Origin of the sequence: Paraburkholderia sp. BL18I3N2 (assembly GCF_003001875.1) — a bacterium.
In the GTDB taxonomy this organism is placed as follows: domain Bacteria; phylum Pseudomonadota; class Gammaproteobacteria; order Burkholderiales; family Burkholderiaceae; genus Paraburkholderia; species Paraburkholderia phytofirmans.
The window spans coordinates 337,380-356,084 of record NZ_PVNC01000001.1; the positions used below are offsets into that span (position 1 = coordinate 337,380).

Below are 18,705 nucleotides of genomic sequence, written 5' to 3' on the forward strand. Positions count from 1 at the left end.
ATGTTTTAAAGGTTACTTATCTCGGCTGTAACTTGTCAAGTGCATTTTTAGCGGTTACGATGCTGTCATCGTCATTGCGGATTGATTACAAGATGGACTACCGCCAGATTCCCGCGATATTCGTCGCCGACGCGCCGGGCCTCGATTTTCTGAACTCGATCGCGACGCCGGTGGATGAACAGGTCGACTGGCTCAGCGATGGAGGCGGATTGCTGGACTGGCTCGAGCAGGCTGAAATGGTCCCGCGCGCCGCGCTTGCGGCACTGCGGTCGCAGTCCACGCCGGCCGAACTAGACGCCGTCGCGGCGCAGGCCCGTGCGCTGCGCGAACGGTTCAGGGTGTTTGCGCAGAAGAGGAAGGGGCGGCCATTGACCGCGAGAGATTTGCGTGAACTCGCGCCGCTGAATCAACTGCTCGAACGCGACGACAGATATGGAGAAATTGTCGCCGCTGCGGCGGGCGAGGCGTCGCCTTTTGAATTCCGGACGAATCGGCGTTGGAAGTCGCCGGAGTCATTGTTGATGCCGATCGCCGAAGCGCTGGCGAACCTGGTGTGTGACGAGGACTTCACGCACGTCAAGGCGTGTGAAGGTCCGCGCTGCACGTTGATGTTCGCGGATCACACTCGGGGTCACGCGCGCCGCTGGTGCAGCATGGCAATTTGCGGGAACCGCGCAAAAGTGGCCGCTCACCGGAAGCGGGCCAAGGAACTGCAAGGCGAGTGAGTCACGCGGTTCGCGATTCATCGTTGTAGTCGCGAAACCTGGCGGACGAACAAATCATCGCTGCGCCGCGGCTACTTGGCGAAAGTGAGAAGCGGCAATCGTGGGTGCATGCCGTTCGAGCGAATCTGCGAACGCTTCCGGCGCGCAGCTATAATCGCGCTCGAACATGGCCAGGGGAAGTTACTCGTGAAAAAGACCGCCGCATTCGTGCTCGTTGCGCTTGTTTTGACCGCTTGCTCGTCTGCCGAAAAGCAGGAGCAGCAAGAGCAGAAATTCCTCCACAACGAAACCAATCTTGCCGCCGCTCAACGCAATGCGGCGGTCGACTGCCAACCGGCGAACTGCGACGCCGCCTGGGCGCTGACGAAACGCTATATCGAGCAGCATTCCGATACGGCCGTAACGCGCGCGGACGCAGTGGCAATCGACACCGATGTGCCGAGTGGTTCAGGCAAGGTCGCCTTTTCGGCGACTCGCGCGGCAAAGGGTTCGGGCGCGACCTTGACGCTCTTTGCGCAGTGCCGCGGTATGTATGGGCCGGAGAATGCGAAGGGTTCGGACTACGACGAGTGCGCCGAGAAGATCCTGAAGACTCAGAACGGCTATGTGGCGTTTCTCAGGTCACACGCGTCGGGTCAGTAATGCCGGAACTGCCACTCCGGCATCAACTTACCTTCCATCCCGCACTATCTACCACCTGTTCGCCGTCCTCTTTTGCAAACGCGGATACGCCCTTCGCTTTCATATTTCAAGTATTGTTGAAATGACGCCGGGAGCATCGCGACTGAAGCAGATCATGAAGGTGCTTTCCTTTCCATTGGGATTTTGCGGGCGCTGATCGGTTTTATCCCCGCAGGATGACCCTGCGATGCACGCTCGACTTAACCGAGATTGCATTTGCGCTCTGTGCGAACCATACTTGTTTTCTCCTTTATTGCTCGCGGTGAACGGCGATGAACGGTAACGATCCCGATGGCGACCACCACGCGCACTCGCACACCGACACGCACGACCATCACGGTAGTGCTTTGTCGGAAATGGATCTGCGTGTCCGTGCTCTGGAGTCCCTGCTGGTCGAAAAAGGGTATGTCGATCCGCAGGCGCTAGACGTACTCGTCGAAACCTATGAGCACAAAGTCGGGCCGCGCAACGGTGCCCGTGTGATTGCAAAGGCGTGGCGTGATCCGGCGTACAAGCAATGGCTGCTCGACGACGCCACCGCGGCAATCGCGTCACTCGGCTACGCGGGCCGGCAGGGTGAGCACATGATCGTGCTGGAGAACACGCCCGCGACGCACAACATGGTGGTCTGCACATTGTGCTCGTGCTACCCGTGGCCCGTGCTTGGACTACCGCCGGTGTGGTACAAATCGGCGCCTTATCGCTCGCGTGCCGTCATCGATCCCCGTGGTGTACTGAAGGAGTTCGGCTTCGAATTAGGCGCTGACGTCGAGTTTCGTGTGTGGGATTCGACCGCTGAAGTTCGATACCTCGTGTTGCCTATGCAGCCGCCAGGAACTGACGGTTTCTCCGAAGAGGCGCTAGCCGAACTGGTCACGCGTGATTCGATGATCGGCACGGGATTGCCGAAGACTCCGCAATCGACACGGGGGACACCATGAACGGCGCGCAGGACATGGGTGGCATGCAGTCGTTCGGTCCGATATGCCCTGACGATGACGTCTCGCCGTTTCACGCCGACTGGGAACGCCGGGTGCACGCGACCACGATCGCGATGGGCGCAACCGGCAAGTGGAACATCGACATGTCGCGTGCGGCGCGGGAGAGTTTGCCGCCGGCGCAATATCTATCCAGCAGCTACTACCAGATCTGGTTCGAGGGTTTGAAGAAACTCATCCTGAGCACGGGTCTCGCTACGGCCGACGAAATCGAGTCAGGCGAGTCGAGAACACAAGCGGCGCCGGTTCCGCGCGTCTTGATGGCCAAAGACGTATCGGCGGCGCTGTTCCGGGGCAGTCCCGTCGATCGGCCCGCAGGCGCCGAAGCGAAGTTTGCCATCGGCGATTGGGTGCGGGCCCGGGAAATGAATCCTTCCTCGCACACTCGTTTGCCGCGTTATTGTCGCGGCAAACGCGGGCGCATTGTTGCCGTGCACGGCGCGCACGTTTTTCCCGACGCCAACGCAATCGGTCTGGGCGAGCAGCCGCGATGGCTCTATACGGTGCGCTTCGACGGCGCGGAGCTGTGGGGAGGTGATACGACTGCGGCATCGGTGTGCGTCGACTGTTGGGAACCCTATCTCGAGCCATCGTCTGCCCACGATGACTGACGCTCAAACGAAGCTGCCCGAACTGCGCGCTGCGCTGCCAGCACTGCCATGCGACGACGCAGGGCCGGTTTTCAACGCACCGTGGGAAGCGCAGGCGTTTGCGATGACGTTGGCGTTGCACGAGCGCGGCATGTTCACCTGGAGCGAGTGGGCTGCGTGCCTGAACGAGGCAATTCGCGACGCGCAGGCCGCCGGAGACGCGGACCACGGCGACACTTACTACGCGCATTGGCTGACAGCACTGGAGCGCATCAGCACGATCAAGGGACTCGTGACCGGCGACTTGCTTCTCCGCCGCCGCAGCGCGTGGGACGCGGCGGCGCGCCGCACGCCGCATGGACAGCCGATCGAACTCGGGTAGGGGGCGCTTGATTGGCAATCCGCATGTTACGACTTGAGAAGTGGATTGCCGGCATCTAACGTTTTTCGTAGCTTTCGAGGAGACGGCGATGGCAAGAATCGAGGCAAAGCTGGCAGAAATGGGATTGACCTTGCCACAGCCATTGCAGATGCCGGCAAACGTGTGCATGTCGTTGCCCTTCGCCTGGGTGCGCGTGAGCGGCACGCGAGCATTTGTCTCGGGCCATGTGCCGCTCAATGCGGACGGGACGATCGCACAACCCGTCGGCAAAGTTGGCGCCGAAGTTTCACCGGACGAAGGCTACGCAGCAGCACGCCTTGTAGCGCTCGCACAATTGGCTAGTCTTCAGAAAGCGCTCGGCAACCTCGATCGAATCACGGCGTGGGTGCGTGTCTTTGCAATGATCAACGCAGCACCAACTTTCGACCAGATGCCACGAATCGCCAATGGCTTCTCGGATTTGATCCTTGAGCTGTTCGGGCCGGACATCGGAACGCATGCCCGGTCGGCAGTCGGCGTGGCGCTCCCCCTCAACGTGCCTGTGGAATGCGAGGCAGAGGTCGAGTTCGACTGATCGCGTTCGCAGGCATCTGGAACGCCAGCGTGCACGCCGGTGCGTATGCGCCGTCAATCAGGAATCACTGGCTCGACGAGCCTCGCCAACTGAACAAGCGATTCCTGCCAACCGAGGTAGCACATCTCCACAGGAATGACCTCGGGCACGCCCTCCTGCAAAACAGTGAGTTCGGTTCCGCACGAAACCTGCCGCAATGAAATGGTGGCCTGCATCTCGCCCGGCAGATTGGGGTCGTCGAATCGGTCCGAGTAGCGGATCTTCTCGAACGGCACCAGTTCGAGATACTCGCCGCCGAACGAGTGGCTGTGGCCGGTGCCGAAGTTACGAAAGGACATCTTGTGGGTGCCGCCGACCTTGGCATCCATGTGGTGGACCTGACAGGTGAAACCGTACGGCGGAAGCCACCGCACTATCGCATCCGGTTCAAGGAAGGCGCGATAGATGCGTTCGGGCGTGGCACGCAAGACGCGGTGGAGGTGGATCGTTCCGGTAGCCATTGTGTGTGCTCCTTTCATTACAGAAGTTGGACATACTCCCACGACGATCCGGTGACGCCGGTATCGACGCAGGTTGAGACCAGGAAAAACCCGCACGCGTTGCACGGCTCAAACTTGCAAATCGACGGCAAGCTTACTCCCTTGGAGCGGCCCGCTTATCCCATCGCGCTGGACATGTTTTTTTATCAAGTCCTCCGCGCGCCCGTTTCCCATTTACTCCCGCCTCTGTGTTCTCTTGGCGCCCGCGCCGTATGGCCGGCAGTTTGCGATTTCAATCCAGACCCATCTGTTTTGTTTATCGCAATCTGAAACGCCATCAAAAGCGATTCTCCGACTGGAGCACACGCGGGATCCCGAAAGCGCTTTACGGAGCGCGGGCCGCCGGTATCGTCAGATCACGCCAGACAAAGCTTAACGGCACATCCACGTGCCTAGCCAAGGGTTTACCCGCGCTTTCTGCTAGGTCATGGAATTCATACCTTGGTATCCCGAGACGCCCGCTGTCTGAGTTGGTTGCGCCGGCGGTCCAAATGAGTTTTGAAGGAGTACATGCATGGCACGGATCATTGGAGGCATCGCTGCCTCACACACACCAACCATCGGTTTTGCTTTGGATAAGAACAAGCGTGACGATCCCGTGTGGGCACCCATCTTCGAAAACTTCGCCCCGCTGGCCGGCTGGCTGGCCGACAAGCGCCCCGACGTATTGCTGGTCATCTACAACGACCACGTCACTTCGTTTTTCTTCGACCACTATTCCGCGTTCACGCTAGGCGTGGGGCCCGAGTGGAACGTCGCCGACGAAGGGGGTGGCGCGCGCGATTTGCCGCCGATCAAAGGCCATCCAGCGTTGGCCGCGCACATCGGTACCTCGTTGATGACCGATGAATTCGACATGTCGTTCTTTCAGAACAAGGCGCTCGATCACGGCTGCTTTTCGCCGCTGTCGATGCTTTGCCCGCACAAGCCCGAATGGCCGGTGAAACTCGTGCCGCTGCAGATGGGTGTGTTGCAACTACCGGTCCCGAGCGCGCGGCGCTTCTACAAGCTTGGGCAAGCATTGAGGCGTGCAATCGAGAGCTACCCCGAAGATCTCAAAGTCGCGATCGTCGCGACGGGCGGCCTGTCGCATCAGGTGCACGGAGAACGTGCGGGTTTCAACAATACCGAATGGGACCAGCGTTTTCTCGATCTTTTCGAAAACGATCCCGAGCAACTGGCCGAGATGACGCTTGCCGAATATGCGGAGCTGGGCGGCTTCGAAGGCGCGGAAGTGATCATGTGGCTGACGATGCGGGGTGCGCTGTCTTCCAACGTCGTTTGCAAACATCGCAGCTACTACCTGCCGTCGATGGCGGGCATCGCGACCGCGATCTACGAAAGCGAAGAGAGCGAGACGAAACCTTCGGTCGTCGAACGTCACCGGCAGCGGATGGCAGTTCAACTCGCCGATGTCGAAAAACTCGAGGGCACCTATCCGTTCTCGATCGAAGTCGCCGTGCGAGCCTATCGGATCAACGACTACCTCCACCGGATGGTCGAGCCCGCCCATCGCGAAGCGTTCCTGAACGATCCGGAAGCGAGCTTCGAAGCGGCGGCGTTGAGCGAGGAAGAGCGCGACCTGATTCGCCGCCGCGATTGGCGTGGCCTGCTGCACTACGGCGTGATCTTTTTCATGCTCGAGAAACTCGGCGCCGTGACAGGCGTGTCGAATCTGCACATCTACGCCGCGATGCGCGGCGAAACGCTCGAGGCATTCCAACGCACCCGCAACGCGCCCGGCGCTCTGTATTCGGTGGCGGGGAAAACCGCTGGAAAACTTGATTGGGACAACGCAGAAAAAGGAAAGAGCTGAACGACGAAGCAACAGCGCCGATGCTTTCGCCGCCCGGCGGAGTATCGGACTCGATAGAAGCAGGGCGCGACGGAAAACAACACAGTCAATTACGTCAATACGCCAAAGCAAGGAGACGGGAGTAAATCGATGACAAACGGAAAAGCGATCGACATCAAGGCATTTATCGACGGGCGAGCCATCTCGGCCTACCAGTGGTTACTGGTGGCGCTGTGCTTTCTCGTGGTGACAGCCGACGGTATGGACGTGGCGATCATGGGTTTTGTGGCGCCCTCGATCATCCACGATTGGGGGATTTCACGCCCTGCATTTGGTCTCGTGATGAGCGCGGCGCCGCTGGGGCTCGTTCTCGGTGCGTTGGCGGCGGGCCCGGCTTCGGATCGTATCGGACGGAAGTGGGTTCTGATTACCTCGGTTTTCCTCTTCGGCATTTTCACCATCGCGACGGCTTTCACTCACTCGCCCATGGAAATGGCGGTGCTGCGGTTGCTGACGGGTATCGGCCTCGGCGCCGCAATGCCGAACACGACGACGCTTCTGTCCGAGTACGCACCTCAGCGCAAACGCTCGCTGATGATCACGATCATGTTCACCGGCTTCAATCTGGGTTCCGCGTTGATCGGTTTCGCGGCCGGCTGGCTGATTCCCGTCCATGGGTGGCGTTCGGTTCTGATTTTCGGCGGCGCGCTGCCGTTGGCGCTGATCCCATTGCAAGTGTGGCTGCTGCCGGAGTCCGCCCGCCTGCTCGCGGTGCGCGGCGCATCGCCGGCGCGAATCGGCGCCGTGCTCGGCCGGGTATGCGGTGCGCGCTTTGCCGGCGACGAAGTGTTCATCTCCAACGAACCGCCGTTGCCCACGCGCAAGCCGATCGGCGTGCTCTTCTCGCAAGGCTATGGCTTCATGACGGCGGCGCTTTGGGTGACCTATTTCATGGGTCTGCTCGTCATCTATCTGCTGACGGGCTGGCTGCCCACGTTGATGAAAGACGCAGGCTTGACGGTCACGTCGGCCGCTAACGTCACCGCGATGTTCCAGATCGGCGGAACGATCGGCGCCATTCTGGTCGGCTGGGTGATGGACAAGGTGCGGCCGGCGCGGGTTATCAGCGCGGCATACCTCGGCGGCGCGCTGTGCGTTCTTGGACTCGCATGGATCGGCGCATTGTCGTCGTCGCTGGCGTTGCTGGTGTTCGCGGCGGGCTTCTGCATGAGCGGCGCGCAGACTGGTTTGAATGCGTTCGCGCCTGGCCGTTACCCGACGGTTGCGCGTGCCACGGGCGTCAGCTGGATGCTCGGTATGGGCCGCTTCGGCAGCATCTTCGGCTCCGCTATCGGCGGCGCGTTGCTCGGCCTCGGCTGGCAGTTCGGCGCGATTCTAGCGATGCTGGCCGTACCCGCAACATTGGCTGCGCTCGCCATCATGGTTGCTCAACGGGCAAAGACCGGCGAGCCGGCTGTGCGGGTGACTGCGGCGCACTGAGAAAGCCGTCGGGCGATGCCGTGCGCGGTAGTGGCGTCGCCCGATAGACGAATCGACTTTTGGAGTAGCGATGATCATCGATATTCACGGCCACTATACGACGGCGCCCAGGGCGCTGGAGCAGTGGCGCAACCGCCAGATCGCGGGCATCAAGCATCCTTCGGAGATGCCCAAGGTCTCCGAATTGCAGATCAGCGACGATGAGCTGCGCGAATCGATCGAGAGCAACCAGTTGCGCCTGATGCGCGAGCGCGGCCTCGATCTCACCATCTTCAGCCCGCGTGCCAGTTTCATGGCGCATCACATCGGTAATTTTCAGGTGTCCAGTACCTGGGCGGCGATCTGCAACGAGTTGTGTTTCCGTGTGAGTCAGCTGTTTCCCGATCATTTCATTCCGGCCGCGATGCTTCCGCAAAGCCCCGGCGTGGATGTCGCCACCTGCATTCCAGAACTCGTGAAATGCGTGGAGCAGTACGGCAACGTGGCGATCAATCTGAACCCGGATCCATCGGGCGGTCACTGGACCAGCGCGCCGCTGTCCGATCGCTCCTGGTATCCGATCTACGAGAAGATGGTCGAGTACGACATCCCCGCGATGATCCATGTGAGCACCAGTTGCAATGCGTGCTTTCACACGACGGGCGCGCATTACTTGAACGCCGACACTACCGCGTTCATGCAATGCCTCACGTCAGACCTGTTCCGCGACTTCCCCACGCTGCGCTTCGTGATTCCGCACGGCGGCGGCGCGGTGCCCTATCACTGGGGGCGCTTTCGCGGACTCGCGCAGGAACTCAAGAAGTCGTTGCTGAAAGACCATCTGCTCAACAACGTGTTCTTCGACACCTGCGTGTATCACCAGCCGGGTATCGATCTCCTCACGCGCGTGATTCCGGTGGACAACATTCTGTTTGCGAGCGAGATGATCGGCGCCGTGCGCGGCATCGATCCGGAGACGGGCAATTATTTCGACGACACGAAGCGCTATATCGAGGCCGCCCATATCGATGCGGACGAGCGCTACAAAATCTACGAGGGCAACGCACGACGCGTCTATCCGCGCCTCGACGCAGCATTGAAAACGAAAGGACATTGATCATGCTTGAACTCGGTGTGGTGTATCGCAACATTCAGCGGGCAGACGGCGACGTTGCCGCGAAGCTCGGTGCGCTCGGAACCGCCACCGTCCACGAGGCAATGGGCCGCGTCGGTCTGCTGAAGCCTTATATGCGCCCGATCTATGCCGGTGCACGTGCTCACGGTACGGCCGTCACCGTGCTGCTGCAGCCGGGCGACAACTGGATGCTGCACGTAGCCGCGGAACAGATCCAGCCGGGCGATATCGTCATCGCCGGCGTCACGGCCGATTGCACGGACGGCTATTTCGGCGACCTGCTGGCGACGAGCTTCAAGGCGCGCGGCGCCAACGGTTTGATCATCGACGCCGGCGTGCGCGACGTGAGCGTGCTCACCGAAATGAAATTCCCGGTCTGGAGCAAGGCGATCTCTGCCAAAGGGACGGTCAAGGCGACGCTCGGTTCGGTGAACATTCCGGTGGTGTGCGCCGGGGCGCTGGTTAATCCGGGCGACGTGGTCGTCGCGGATGAAGACGGTGTGGTCGTGGTCCCCGCGGCGTCGGCGCAAAAGGTGCTCGACAAGGCGGCGGCGCGCGAAGCCAACGAAGGGGAGAAGCGCGCGAAGCTCGCCAGCGGCGTGCTGGGTCTCGACATGTACAGCATGCGCGAACCGTTGCGACAAGCCGGACTGCGCTACATCGATTGAGAGGCCGAGAAACCATGCGCACGCAACTCACCGGCATCTCGTCGATGGCCACCCGTACCGTGCTCGCCGAGGTGGTCCAGGACTATGAACGGCTTTCTGGGCAGCCCGTTGCCGTCAAATCTGTCGGTGGTGTCGACGCCGCGCGACGCGTCGAGAGCGGCGACGCGTTCGATTTCGTCATACTCGCAGCCGACGTGATTGATCGACTGGAAGCCGCCGGCTATGTCGTTTCGGGCAGCCGGGTCGACGTGGCCCGCTCGGGTGTCGCGATCGCGGTAGCGGCCGGTGCGCCGCGACCCGATGTCGGCTCTGAGGCGGCGCTTCGCGACGCCGTTCTCGCCGCGCGCAGTATCGGGTATTCGACGGGACCCAGCGGCGCACATCTGACCCGCCTGTTCGAGCGCTGGGGTATTGCCGACGCGGTTGCGCCACGGATTGTGCAGGCTCCGCCCGGTGTTCCGGTCGGCGCGCTTGTTGCACGCAAGGACGTGGAGTTGGGTTTTCAGCAGTTAAGCGAATTGATGCACTTGCCGGGCATCGATGTGATTGGTCCAATGCCCGCGGACGTTCAGATCGTAACGGTCTTTTCTGCCGGCATATGCATGGCATCCGGGCAGAAAGATGCCGCGCAGGCGTTCCTTTCTTTTCTGGCCTCGTCGCAATGCGATCAAGCCAAACTGAATCAGGGGATGGAGCCCGCTGTCCGCTGAGTACCGAGCGAATCACCGCTCCTGTTTATGCGCCTGCACGGCGACCATCCAGCAGACCACGGCACCCGCGGCCCAAGCGCATGCCAACATCAGTTCGAGATCGAGCATGCCCTGAAAATTCTCCGCATTTTCGTAGCTGCACGTTCGATGAGTCTGAAACTGGATGCAGCCGGTTTGCATGTCCTGGAACACGACAATTAACTTGTACAGACCGAACATCGTGAATGCCAGCGCGAGAAGCGCGAGTTTTTTTGGTTTTGTCATCGCATGTTCCGTGAGTTCAGTCTGACAGGATACCAATTGTCGGCGATACACACGCGCTGATTTCCCGCATTCGGCAGGTCGCGGGAAATCATAGAAAATCGGTCGGCATATCCCGCTGCGGATTGGCGCACTTGCGACTTTCCTTGCGCGAGTCTTCAATGTCCCTAAGGACGGCACGCCGTATCCCGCTTGACTCGCACGCGATCTCAGTGCTCATATTCCAGACGATTAAACGATGTAGCCATTCATTCCCATCGCGGCGGCATTAAAGGAGACAAGAATCGATGAATAAAGAACCAATAGATGCATCGGAACGGATCGACGAACTGATTGCCGGTCTAACGGACTGGCGTGGCAAAACGTTCGCGAGTGTCCGCAAGGCCATGCTTGAGGCGGACCCGGAGATTATCGAAGAATGGAAATGGATGGGCAGCCCGGTGTGGTCTCGGGACGGCATGATCGCGGTCGCCGACGCCCACAAAGGGAAGGTTAAGGTTACGTTTGCGCATGGGGCCGGCCTCGATGATCCTGACAAGCTATTCAACGCGGGTCTTGAAGGCAATGCGCGACGAGCGATCGATTTTCTGGAAGGCGATAAGGTCAATGCGCGCGCGCTAAAGAATCTCGTCCGCGCCGCTATCGCGTACAACCAGACCCATTTGAAGAAGAACAAAACGTCCGCGAGTACGCCGGCGAAAGTGGACAAGAGTAAAGCGACGTGAAGGTGTGGCCGTCGGCTACCTGGGAGCGGAAGACGCGGCGGCGATTCGACTGTCGTTGCTGGCGGCGCTTTTCTGGAGCGTCGCGTTTAAGCTGGCCACGCGTCACGCGCGCAGCACGGCCTGACCCGCTATGCGCGTTGCCGCGCATTCACACTGGACTCGCCCAAATAGACCCGTTAGTCTGAGAACATTGCACGACGCAGTCGGGCGATGCTGTTCCTAACCGAAACGTGGGAGCCGAAACATGGAAGTGAGCACGGAAGCGCTTGTTGACATGCTGCGAGAAGTCGAAGCCGACGACCCGATCGACTACGCCGACCTACCTTTCGGAGAGCAGGAACTCAGGCGTCTGGTGATGACCTCGCTCGTCGAGCGCCACCACCAGGTCGAGGCCGGCAACATGTCGGTGTCCGACATCCATGCGCTATACCTCCTGAGCACCGCCAAGCTGGTTCTCGAAAACACGGTGCTTCACGTAAGGCTGCTTCTGCTTCAGGGACGGCAGATCGATGTGCAGTCCCTGCTGGCTCCATTCACGCTCAAAGGCAAATCATAGGCCGGGCGAGCGGACGCTCGACTGCGGAGCGCCGCCCGCCGGCTTTCGCTCAGTTCTGAAAGTAGTTCAGACCGAGCGCATTTCTGACCTCGGATACCGTCGCGCCCGCCACTTCGCGCGCGCGCATCGTCCCGCGTCGCAGGACGTTCAGCACCTCGGCACGGTCGGCTTCGAACTCGCGGCGGCGCTCGCGAATCGGGGCGATCAGTGACTGCAGCCGTTCGTTGAGCACGCGCTTGACCGCGCTGTCGCCCAGTCCGCCGCGGCGGTAATGTGCCTTGAGTTCGTCGACCATCGGGACGTCCGGCTCGAACGCGTCGAGGAACGCGAACACCACATTGCCTTCCACCTGGCCCGGATCGCTGACGCGCAGATGGTTGGGATCGGTGTACATGTTGTTCACGGCCTTGGTGATTTCGTCCGGCGTCGCGCCCAGCGTGATCGCATTCCCGAGCGACTTGCTCATCTTGGCTTTGCCGTCGATGCCCGGCAGCCGTGCAACGTGCGAGAGCACGGCTTCGCATTCGACCAGCACCTGTTGATCGACCGTGTTGTTGAAACGGCGCACCAGTTCGTTGGTTTGTTCGATCATCGGCAACTGGTCGTCGCCGACAGGCACGCGTGTCGCCTTGAAGGCGGTGATGTCGGAGGCCTGGCTGACCGGATAGGTCAGAAAGCCGGCGGGGATGTCCCGCTCGAAACCGCGCAGCACGATTTCCGCCTTGATGGTCGGGTTGCGCTCGAGGCGCGCGACCGTGACGAGATTGAGCAGGTACTGGGTCAGCTCCGCCAGCTCGGGCACCTGCGACTGGATGAAGATGGTCGACTTCGCCGGGTCGATGCCGACGGCCAGATAGTCGAGCGCGACCTCGATGACGTTTTCCGTGACTTTCTGATGCCGGCCGACGTTGTCGGTCATGGCTTGCGCATCGGCCAGCAGCAGGAACTGCTGCGCCTCGTGCTGGAGCTGCACGCGCGAGCGCAACGAGCCGATGTAATGGCCAAGATGCAGCGGGCCGGTCGTGCGGTCGCCGGTCAGGATAATGGGTTGGTTCGTGGTCGGTTTTGCGTCTGTCATGGTCTGGGGTTGTGCGTTTGTCGATACCACCAGCCGTCGGCGCGCAGAAGCGAAAATGCCGCCAGGACTGGCGGCATCACGTTTCGATGGTCGAGTGGAAACGGGCCGCCTAAGTCAGGCGCGCCACCAACAGTTCAGCGTGATCGGCTTCGTATCCATCGGCAGAGTATAACGCGGCGGATCGCCAGGTCGTCAACGGCGGGCCGGAAAGTGCGTCCCCACGGCCGCGCCCGCGAGCGCGCACGAGTGACGTACGTGCCGTGCAACCCGTCGTGCAACCCGTCGTGCAAACCGCCGTAAAACCGATCCGCACCGCCGTCTAGGCCGCCGAAAAAACGACCGCCGCGGCGTCCTCGACCTGCGTGAAAGTGCGCACAAAGCGATAGGCCTGGCCGCCGATCTCCATCTCGTTGACACCCGAGCGGGTCAGTTCCAGCATCTCATTGGCGAGCGGGATGGCAATCGTGCCGAGCTTCTTCATTTCCTCGATCAACCCGGCCGGGTCGCCCAGATAGACGGTGCAAACGTCGTTCGTGTGGCGCGTCATGACCACGCTCGCCGCCTTGTCGAGCGAGAGTTCGAGATACTCGACCAAGGTCTGCAGCGACTCTGGCACGGGCTCGCGAGAGCCGTTCATCGATGTATTTGCGACTGTCATCTCGTAGTCCCCCATCGCGCTGATCTACGGGTACGCCGCTGGAAATCAGCGGTGCATCCACTATACGGCATCGTACATCGATACTCGACTCGCGAGGCTTCCGGGGGCGGCGATGACCCGTCAGAAAACACCTAGCACCGACTTCGGCTCCAGAAACGCTTCTAGCCCGAACGTACCGTATTCACGCCCAATGCCGGATTGCTTGAAGCCGCCGAACGGCGCCGCCGGTTCGTGGGCCAGCGTATTGACCAGTACGCGCCCCGCTTCGATCCGCGACGCGACCTCGTGCGCGCGTTGCGTGTCCCGCGACAACACATAAGCCTGCAAACCGTAGCTCGTATCGTTGGCGATCGTGATGGCCTCGTCGGTGTCGCCATAGCCGATGATCGACAGCACCGGGCCGAAAATCTCCTCACGCGCAATCGTCATGTCGTTCGTGACATCGCTGAAGACGGTCGGGCGCACGAACCAGCCCGCGTCGACGCCATCCGGCCGTCCCTCGCCGCCCGCGATCAGGCGCGCGCCTTCGTCGATCCCGATGCGGATATAACGCTGCACGCGCTCCCATTGCTTCCGGCTGACCATTGGGCCGACGGTTGTTTGCGGGTCGCGCGGATCGCCTGACTGGCTGCGCGCGACCTCTTCCTGCACGCGCGTTTCGAACTCCGCGAGCCGTTGCCTCGGCACCAGAATGCGAGTGCCCGCGATACAGGCCTGGCCACTATTCATGAAGCCGGCCTGAATGGCGAGCGGCACCGCGTTGTCGAAGTCCGCGTCGTCGAGCACGATCACGGGCGACTTGCCACCGAGTTCGAGCGTCACGCGCTTCAACGTGTCGGACGCCGCGCGCAAAATCGTTTTGCCGACGGCCGTGGAGCCCGTGAACGACAGCTTCGCGACATCGGGATGCGAACTGATCTCCGCACCCACCGTGTCGCCGCGCCCGGTCACGATGTTGAACACGCCCGCGGGCAAGCCCGCTTCATGCAGCGCCTCGGTAACGATGCGTGTCTGGATCGCGCTCATCTCGCTTGGCTTGATAACGGCTGTGCAACCCGCGGCCAGAGCGGCGGCGAGCTTGCCGCAGATGAAGCCAGCGTCGCTATTCCACGGCGTGATCAAACCGGCGACGCCCAACGGTTGCATCACGACCTCGGCGCTGCCCGCGCGGCGCGTGAATGCATAGTCCTGCAAGACCTTCGCCGCTTCGAGCAGCACGCTGCTCGCATGCCGCGCCATCCAGCGGCCACGCGACACTGGCGCGCCATATTCTTCGGTGATCGCTTCGTAAAGCTCGTCTTCTTTTGCCACGACGGCTTCATGCATGCGCTTTAGCATGTCGATGCGTTCACGCGGGCTGGTGCGCGAAAAGGCGGGAAACGCGCGTTTCGCGGCGGTGATGGCGTCACGTGCGTCTTGGGCGTCGGCGAGGCGCACCTGGCCGATCACCTGCTCCGTCGCCGGATTGAAAAGGTCGAACATTTCGCTGCCGTGCGGCGTGACGAACGCGCCGTCGATATAAATCCTGTCGATGATCTGCATGTCTGCTCCAAAGAAGTCTCGGACGAACCACAATAGATCGTCGGCATTGCGTTGACTAGCCGTACAATCGCGCACGTGACGTTGAATAATTTGGGACAATGAAAACATCGGGTTTGAGTGAGCTGGAGGCGATTCTGGCCGTTGCGCGCCATCGCAGCTTTCGGGCGGCCGCGACCGAACTCGGCCTGTCGACGTCCGCGCTCAGTCATGCGGTGGCGGCGCTCGAAGCGCGCATCGGTGTCCGGCTTTTCAATCGCACGACGCGCAGCGTGTCGCTGTCGGAAGCGGGCGCGCAATTCGTCGACAACGTGGCCCCGGCGCTGTCTACGATCCGCGTCGCAATCGAGCAGGCCGGCAGCTTTCGCGACACGCTGTCGGGCACATTGCGCATCAATGCGTCGGTGGGCGCGGCGAAGCAGGCCATGCCGCTCTTCATCGCGTTTTTACAGCGCTATCCCGACATGAAGCTCGATCTCGTCACCGAGGGCAGGCTGATCGACATCGTCGTCGAAGGTTTCGATGCGGGTATCCGTCTGGCCGAAACGGTGCCGCAGGACATGATCGCGGTGCCGTTCGGCGACAAGCAGCGCTTCGCGGTCGTCGGCAGTCCCGCTTACTTCGCGCAGCACAAAGCGCCGCGCACGCCCGCCGATCTGCTCGCGCACCGCTGTATCCGCACGCGCATGCCAAGCGGCGCGATCTATCAATGGGAATTCGAGCGCCGCGGCGAAACGGTGCGCATCGACGGTAAAGGCGCGCTGACGCTCGACGAACCGGGTTTGATGCTGGAAGCGGCGCGCGCCGGACTCGGCGTGACCTATCTGACCGAATGGAATGTCGCCGCGGATCTGCAGGCAGGCACGCTGGTGCGCGTGCTGGAGGATTGGACTCCGGCGCTGGACGGGCTGTGTTTGTACTATCCCGGCCGCCGTCACGCGCCCGCGGGGTTACGGGCGCTCATCGATATGATCCGCGAGCACGCCGATACACAGCGCGAACAGGCGCGGGCCAGGCGCAAGGCACGTGGCTCGCGGTAGGTCATTTTTTCCTATTCGTCGGGAGATCAACTCATTTCGTAAGTCGAATTAACCCGACCCTCTATGTTTACGCAATAATCGCAATACGCGCGGGTTTCGATTTATCAACCATTAAAAATGCGTAGGTCATGGCTTTCAGCGAACCAAGGTCTCCATTTTTCAAGTGGGTCGTCTCTTCCTCTCAGGAACTGAGCGCGGATAATCGCCAAGTATTGCTTGCCAATCTGTTCACGCGAACCGCTTCGATCGTTTTCGCGTCGATCTGTGAAATCAGCGTCTGCGCCACCGCTTACTACCTTTATCCCAAGGCTCTTTACGCGAGTTGGGGCAGCGCCGTTGTTGCATTGCTGATTGCCCGGCTCGCATTGATCTGGTTGTGCTGCTCGCGCAGCGCCAACGGTCAGCCCACTCCTACCTCTGCGTTTCTGTTCGCGAGCCTTCTCTGGAGCGCGCTGTTCGGCTACGGCACCTTGCTGTGCAATATCAGTGGAGACCAGACACTATTCCTGCTTGGCAACGTTTGCGCCGTGGGCGTTATTGGCGGATTGGCCGGCCGTAATGCAGGCACCCCTCGGCTCGTATTACTGCAGATCACGTTCATTCTCGGGTTGTTGGCTGTCGGGGCGGCACTGTCGCCCGGCTCCGGCAAACTGGTGCTGCTTTTCCAGGCGCCGTTCTGCGCCGCCGGCTTCTTTACGGTTGCGCTGCGCAGCAATCGCGACACGGTCGCGTTGCTTCTGGCGCGGGAAAACAGCCACCGGCTCGCCCATCACGACAGCCTAACCGGCTTGCCCAATCGCGCGCGTATCAGCGAACTGCTGCTCGAACGCACGGAGACAGGCGCGTTGCGCAAAGACCAATCGTTCGCTGTTCTACTGATCGATCTGGATGGATTCAAGGCCATCAATGATAGCCTTGGCCATGCCGCCGGCGATCAGATCCTTCAGGAAGCGGCAATTCGCTTGCGTGAAGTGTTGCCGAGCGGCGATCTCGTCGGACGCCTGGCCGGCGATGAGTTCGTGGCGCTTTCCGACGGCACGGGGCAGGCTCGCGACGTCCGCGTTCTGGCGGACCGCATCGTGAAGACTTTGGCGCGCCCGTTCGCGCTGCGCGAGGCGCTGGTGCATATCGGCGCGAGCGTGGGTGTCTCGCTCTATCCTGACCACGCGAAAACCGGCCCGCAACTGCTGATTTGCGCCGATCGCGCGTTATATGCCGTGAAACGCAGCGGCAAAAGCGCATTCGCTATTTTCGACGCCGCGAAGCATGCGTCGGATGAAAGCCTGAGCCTTCTGCGCAGCGATCTGGAAGGCGCGCTGCATTCGTTCAGCGGTTTGCGCATGGAGTACCAGCCCATCGTCGATCTCAGCAGCGGTGCGGTGTCCGGTCGCGAGGCGCTGATGCGCTGGACCCATCCCACGCGCGGTGAACTCTCGCCTTCGGCGTTCATTCCCACCGCTGAACGTACAGGCCTCATTCTGTCCTTGGGCGAGTGGGCTTTGCTGCAATCGTGCAAGGAAGCGGTGACGTGGCGAGACAAAGTCACTGTCGCTGTGAATGTATCGCCGGTCCAATTGCGGGAGGAGTCGTTTGCTTCGACCGTTTCGGCGATTCTCCGCAAGACCAGGCTTCCGCCACAGCGCCTGAATATCGAGGTCACGGAAACGGTGCTGCTGAACGACGATGTCGTGACCCGGCGCAACGTCGGCAGGCTGCGTGCGTTAGGCATCGGTCTCGCGCTCGACGATTTCGGCACCGGCTTTTCGACCATGTCGACGCTCGTGCGCTTTTCGTTCGACAAGCTCAAGATCGATAGCTCGTTCGTCAAGGAGTCGGTGCATCGTCGAGAATCTGCGGCGGTAGTGCGCGGGATCGTCGCGTTGGCGCGGGAAATCGGCATACCGACCACGGCGGAGGGCATCGAGACGCAAGAGCAGCTGGATTTCGTGCGCGTATGCGGATGCACGCATGCTCAAGGCTTTCTGCTGGGCAAGCCGGTGCAAAGCCACGAGATTGCGCGGATCGAAGAAAAGGTTGCCGCGCATTCCGCTGACAAGGAATGAGCGTTCATGAATGCCGACACTGGGGCGACTATGGAACCTGCCTTGCAATTTCAGTTGCGGATTACTGTCTCGCCGGAACTGGCCGACACATTACATGCTGACCCGACCTGTGCTTCGCATGCCGCACTCCGAGATGTTCTGCGCAGGCACGACGCCACGTTGAAATGCCAGTTCGATGCATTCGCCGACTATGTGAGCGAAGCAGAACGCGAGGGCACGGAAAACTATCCGCTCTATCAGTGGACCCGTGAGACGATCGAGAACCCGGAGAAGAAAGCGAAGTACTTGCGGTCGTTCACGGTCTATGTGAATGGCGACGAAGTCTACGGTAAAGATATCGCCGATATCGTGGAGAACGAACTATTGCAGTTGATCCGTGAAGACGGAATACAACGCGTCTCGCGATTCGATACCAATCCGGCGAATAACCCGCAGCCGCCCCAGCGATAGGCGCGACACTTACTAAACGTAAAGTTCGCCGTTCCTTTCAGCGGTGTCAGCTAATCGTC

At 61.0% G+C, this 18,705-nt stretch carries 21 protein-coding genes; 16 read left to right on the forward strand and 5 right to left on the reverse strand.

The window, feature by feature from the left end:
- Positions 1-92 precede the first annotated feature (92 nt).
- From B0G75_RS01535 to B0G75_RS01560, 6 genes are all read left to right on the forward strand, one after another.
- On the forward strand, positions 93-725 hold the full coding sequence (locus tag B0G75_RS01535) for a CGNR zinc finger domain-containing protein (protein WP_106299987.1): 633 nt from the start codon (positions 93-95) through the stop codon (positions 723-725).
- 186 nt (positions 726-911) lie between these two features.
- Positions 912-1,367: a hypothetical protein gene (locus B0G75_RS01540; protein WP_106301753.1), complete on the forward strand. Its 456-nt coding sequence runs from the start codon at positions 912-914 to the stop codon at positions 1,365-1,367.
- A 311-nt stretch (positions 1,368-1,678) separates the two neighbouring features.
- The gene (gene nthA / locus B0G75_RS01545) at positions 1,679-2,347 is read left to right on the forward strand and encodes a nitrile hydratase subunit alpha (RefSeq protein ID WP_106299989.1); all 669 of its coding nucleotides are present in this window, start codon (positions 1,679-1,681) and stop codon (positions 2,345-2,347) included.
- Positions 2,344-3,015 carry a nitrile hydratase subunit beta gene (gene nthB, locus B0G75_RS01550; protein ID WP_106299991.1) on the forward strand — a complete coding sequence of 224 codons (672 nt, stop codon included), beginning with the start codon at positions 2,344-2,346 and terminating at the stop codon, positions 3,013-3,015. The genes nthA and nthB overlap by 4 nt, the downstream gene beginning before the upstream one ends.
- Positions 3,008-3,376 (forward strand): nitrile hydratase accessory protein, encoded by a 369-nt coding sequence (locus B0G75_RS01555; protein ID WP_106299993.1) that lies wholly within the window; start codon positions 3,008-3,010, stop codon positions 3,374-3,376. The genes nthB and B0G75_RS01555 overlap by 8 nt, the downstream gene beginning before the upstream one ends.
- A gap of 88 nt (positions 3,377-3,464) precedes the next feature.
- Positions 3,465-3,950, forward strand: coding sequence for a RidA family protein (locus B0G75_RS01560; RefSeq protein WP_106299995.1), 486 nt, complete (start codon positions 3,465-3,467; stop codon positions 3,948-3,950).
- Between the two features lie 53 nt (positions 3,951-4,003).
- On the opposite strand, the gene B0G75_RS01565 is transcribed toward B0G75_RS01560, so the two are convergent.
- Positions 4,004-4,450 (reverse strand): SRPBCC family protein, encoded by a 447-nt coding sequence (locus tag B0G75_RS01565; RefSeq protein WP_106299997.1) that lies wholly within the window; start codon positions 4,448-4,450, stop codon positions 4,004-4,006.
- Between the two features lie 553 nt (positions 4,451-5,003).
- On the opposite strand from B0G75_RS01565, the gene B0G75_RS01570 reads away from it, so the two are divergent.
- From B0G75_RS01570 to B0G75_RS01590, 5 genes are all read left to right on the forward strand, one after another.
- Positions 5,004-6,305 (forward strand): gallate dioxygenase, encoded by a 1,302-nt coding sequence (locus tag B0G75_RS01570; RefSeq protein WP_106299999.1) that lies wholly within the window; start codon positions 5,004-5,006, stop codon positions 6,303-6,305.
- Between the two features lie 129 nt (positions 6,306-6,434).
- Complete coding sequence (locus B0G75_RS01575; RefSeq protein WP_106300001.1) at positions 6,435-7,784, forward strand: aromatic acid/H+ symport family MFS transporter; 1,350 nt, start codon at positions 6,435-6,437, stop codon at positions 7,782-7,784.
- 70 nt (positions 7,785-7,854) lie between these two features.
- The gene (locus B0G75_RS01580) at positions 7,855-8,880 is read left to right on the forward strand and encodes an amidohydrolase family protein (protein WP_106300003.1); all 1,026 of its coding nucleotides are present in this window, start codon (positions 7,855-7,857) and stop codon (positions 8,878-8,880) included.
- Positions 8,881-8,882: 2 nt separating this feature from the next.
- On the forward strand, positions 8,883-9,566 hold the full coding sequence (gene ligK / locus B0G75_RS01585) for a 4-carboxy-4-hydroxy-2-oxoadipate aldolase/oxaloacetate decarboxylase (RefSeq protein ID WP_106300005.1): 684 nt from the start codon (positions 8,883-8,885) through the stop codon (positions 9,564-9,566).
- A gap of 14 nt (positions 9,567-9,580) precedes the next feature.
- Positions 9,581-10,276, forward strand: coding sequence for a substrate-binding domain-containing protein (locus tag B0G75_RS01590; protein ID WP_106300007.1), 696 nt, complete (start codon positions 9,581-9,583; stop codon positions 10,274-10,276).
- Positions 10,277-10,288: 12 nt separating this feature from the next.
- On the opposite strand, the gene B0G75_RS01595 is transcribed toward B0G75_RS01590, so the two are convergent.
- Entirely contained in the window at positions 10,289-10,540 is a 252-nt protein-coding gene (locus tag B0G75_RS01595; RefSeq protein ID WP_106300009.1) for a hypothetical protein, read from the reverse strand.
- Between the two features lie 284 nt (positions 10,541-10,824).
- Here B0G75_RS01595 and B0G75_RS01600 point away from each other — a divergent pair, with 284 nt between their 5' ends.
- Positions 10,825-11,262: a DUF1801 domain-containing protein gene (locus B0G75_RS01600; protein WP_219908257.1), complete on the forward strand. Its 438-nt coding sequence runs from the start codon at positions 10,825-10,827 to the stop codon at positions 11,260-11,262.
- Between the two features lie 244 nt (positions 11,263-11,506).
- Positions 11,507-11,818 carry a hypothetical protein gene (locus B0G75_RS01605; RefSeq protein WP_106300011.1) on the forward strand — a complete coding sequence of 104 codons (312 nt, stop codon included), beginning with the start codon at positions 11,507-11,509 and terminating at the stop codon, positions 11,816-11,818.
- 49 nt (positions 11,819-11,867) lie between these two features.
- On the opposite strand, the gene trpS is transcribed toward B0G75_RS01605, so the two are convergent.
- The 3 genes from trpS to B0G75_RS01620 all read right to left on the reverse strand — a co-directional run bounded on the left by trpS (position 11,868) and on the right by B0G75_RS01620 (position 15,096).
- On the reverse strand, positions 11,868-12,896 hold the full coding sequence (gene trpS / locus B0G75_RS01610; RefSeq protein ID WP_106300013.1) for a tryptophan--tRNA ligase: 1,029 nt from the start codon (positions 12,894-12,896) through the stop codon (positions 11,868-11,870).
- Between the two features lie 319 nt (positions 12,897-13,215).
- On the reverse strand, positions 13,216-13,554 hold the full coding sequence (locus tag B0G75_RS01615) for a hypothetical protein (RefSeq protein ID WP_106300015.1): 339 nt from the start codon (positions 13,552-13,554) through the stop codon (positions 13,216-13,218).
- Positions 13,555-13,674: 120 nt separating this feature from the next.
- Positions 13,675-15,096 carry an aldehyde dehydrogenase family protein gene (locus B0G75_RS01620; RefSeq protein WP_106300017.1) on the reverse strand — a complete coding sequence of 474 codons (1,422 nt, stop codon included), beginning with the start codon at positions 15,094-15,096 and terminating at the stop codon, positions 13,675-13,677.
- A gap of 98 nt (positions 15,097-15,194) precedes the next feature.
- On the opposite strand from B0G75_RS01620, the gene B0G75_RS01625 reads away from it, so the two are divergent.
- From B0G75_RS01625 to B0G75_RS01635, 3 genes are all read left to right on the forward strand, one after another.
- Positions 15,195-16,133, forward strand: coding sequence for a LysR family transcriptional regulator (locus tag B0G75_RS01625; RefSeq protein WP_106300019.1), 939 nt, complete (start codon positions 15,195-15,197; stop codon positions 16,131-16,133).
- A gap of 128 nt (positions 16,134-16,261) precedes the next feature.
- The gene (locus B0G75_RS01630; protein ID WP_106300021.1) at positions 16,262-18,196 is read left to right on the forward strand and encodes a bifunctional diguanylate cyclase/phosphodiesterase; all 1,935 of its coding nucleotides are present in this window, start codon (positions 16,262-16,264) and stop codon (positions 18,194-18,196) included.
- A gap of 30 nt (positions 18,197-18,226) precedes the next feature.
- Positions 18,227-18,646, forward strand: a complete 420-nt coding sequence (locus tag B0G75_RS01635; RefSeq protein ID WP_106300023.1) for a hypothetical protein — start codon at positions 18,227-18,229, stop codon at positions 18,644-18,646.
- The last annotated feature ends 59 nt before the right edge of the window (positions 18,647-18,705 follow it).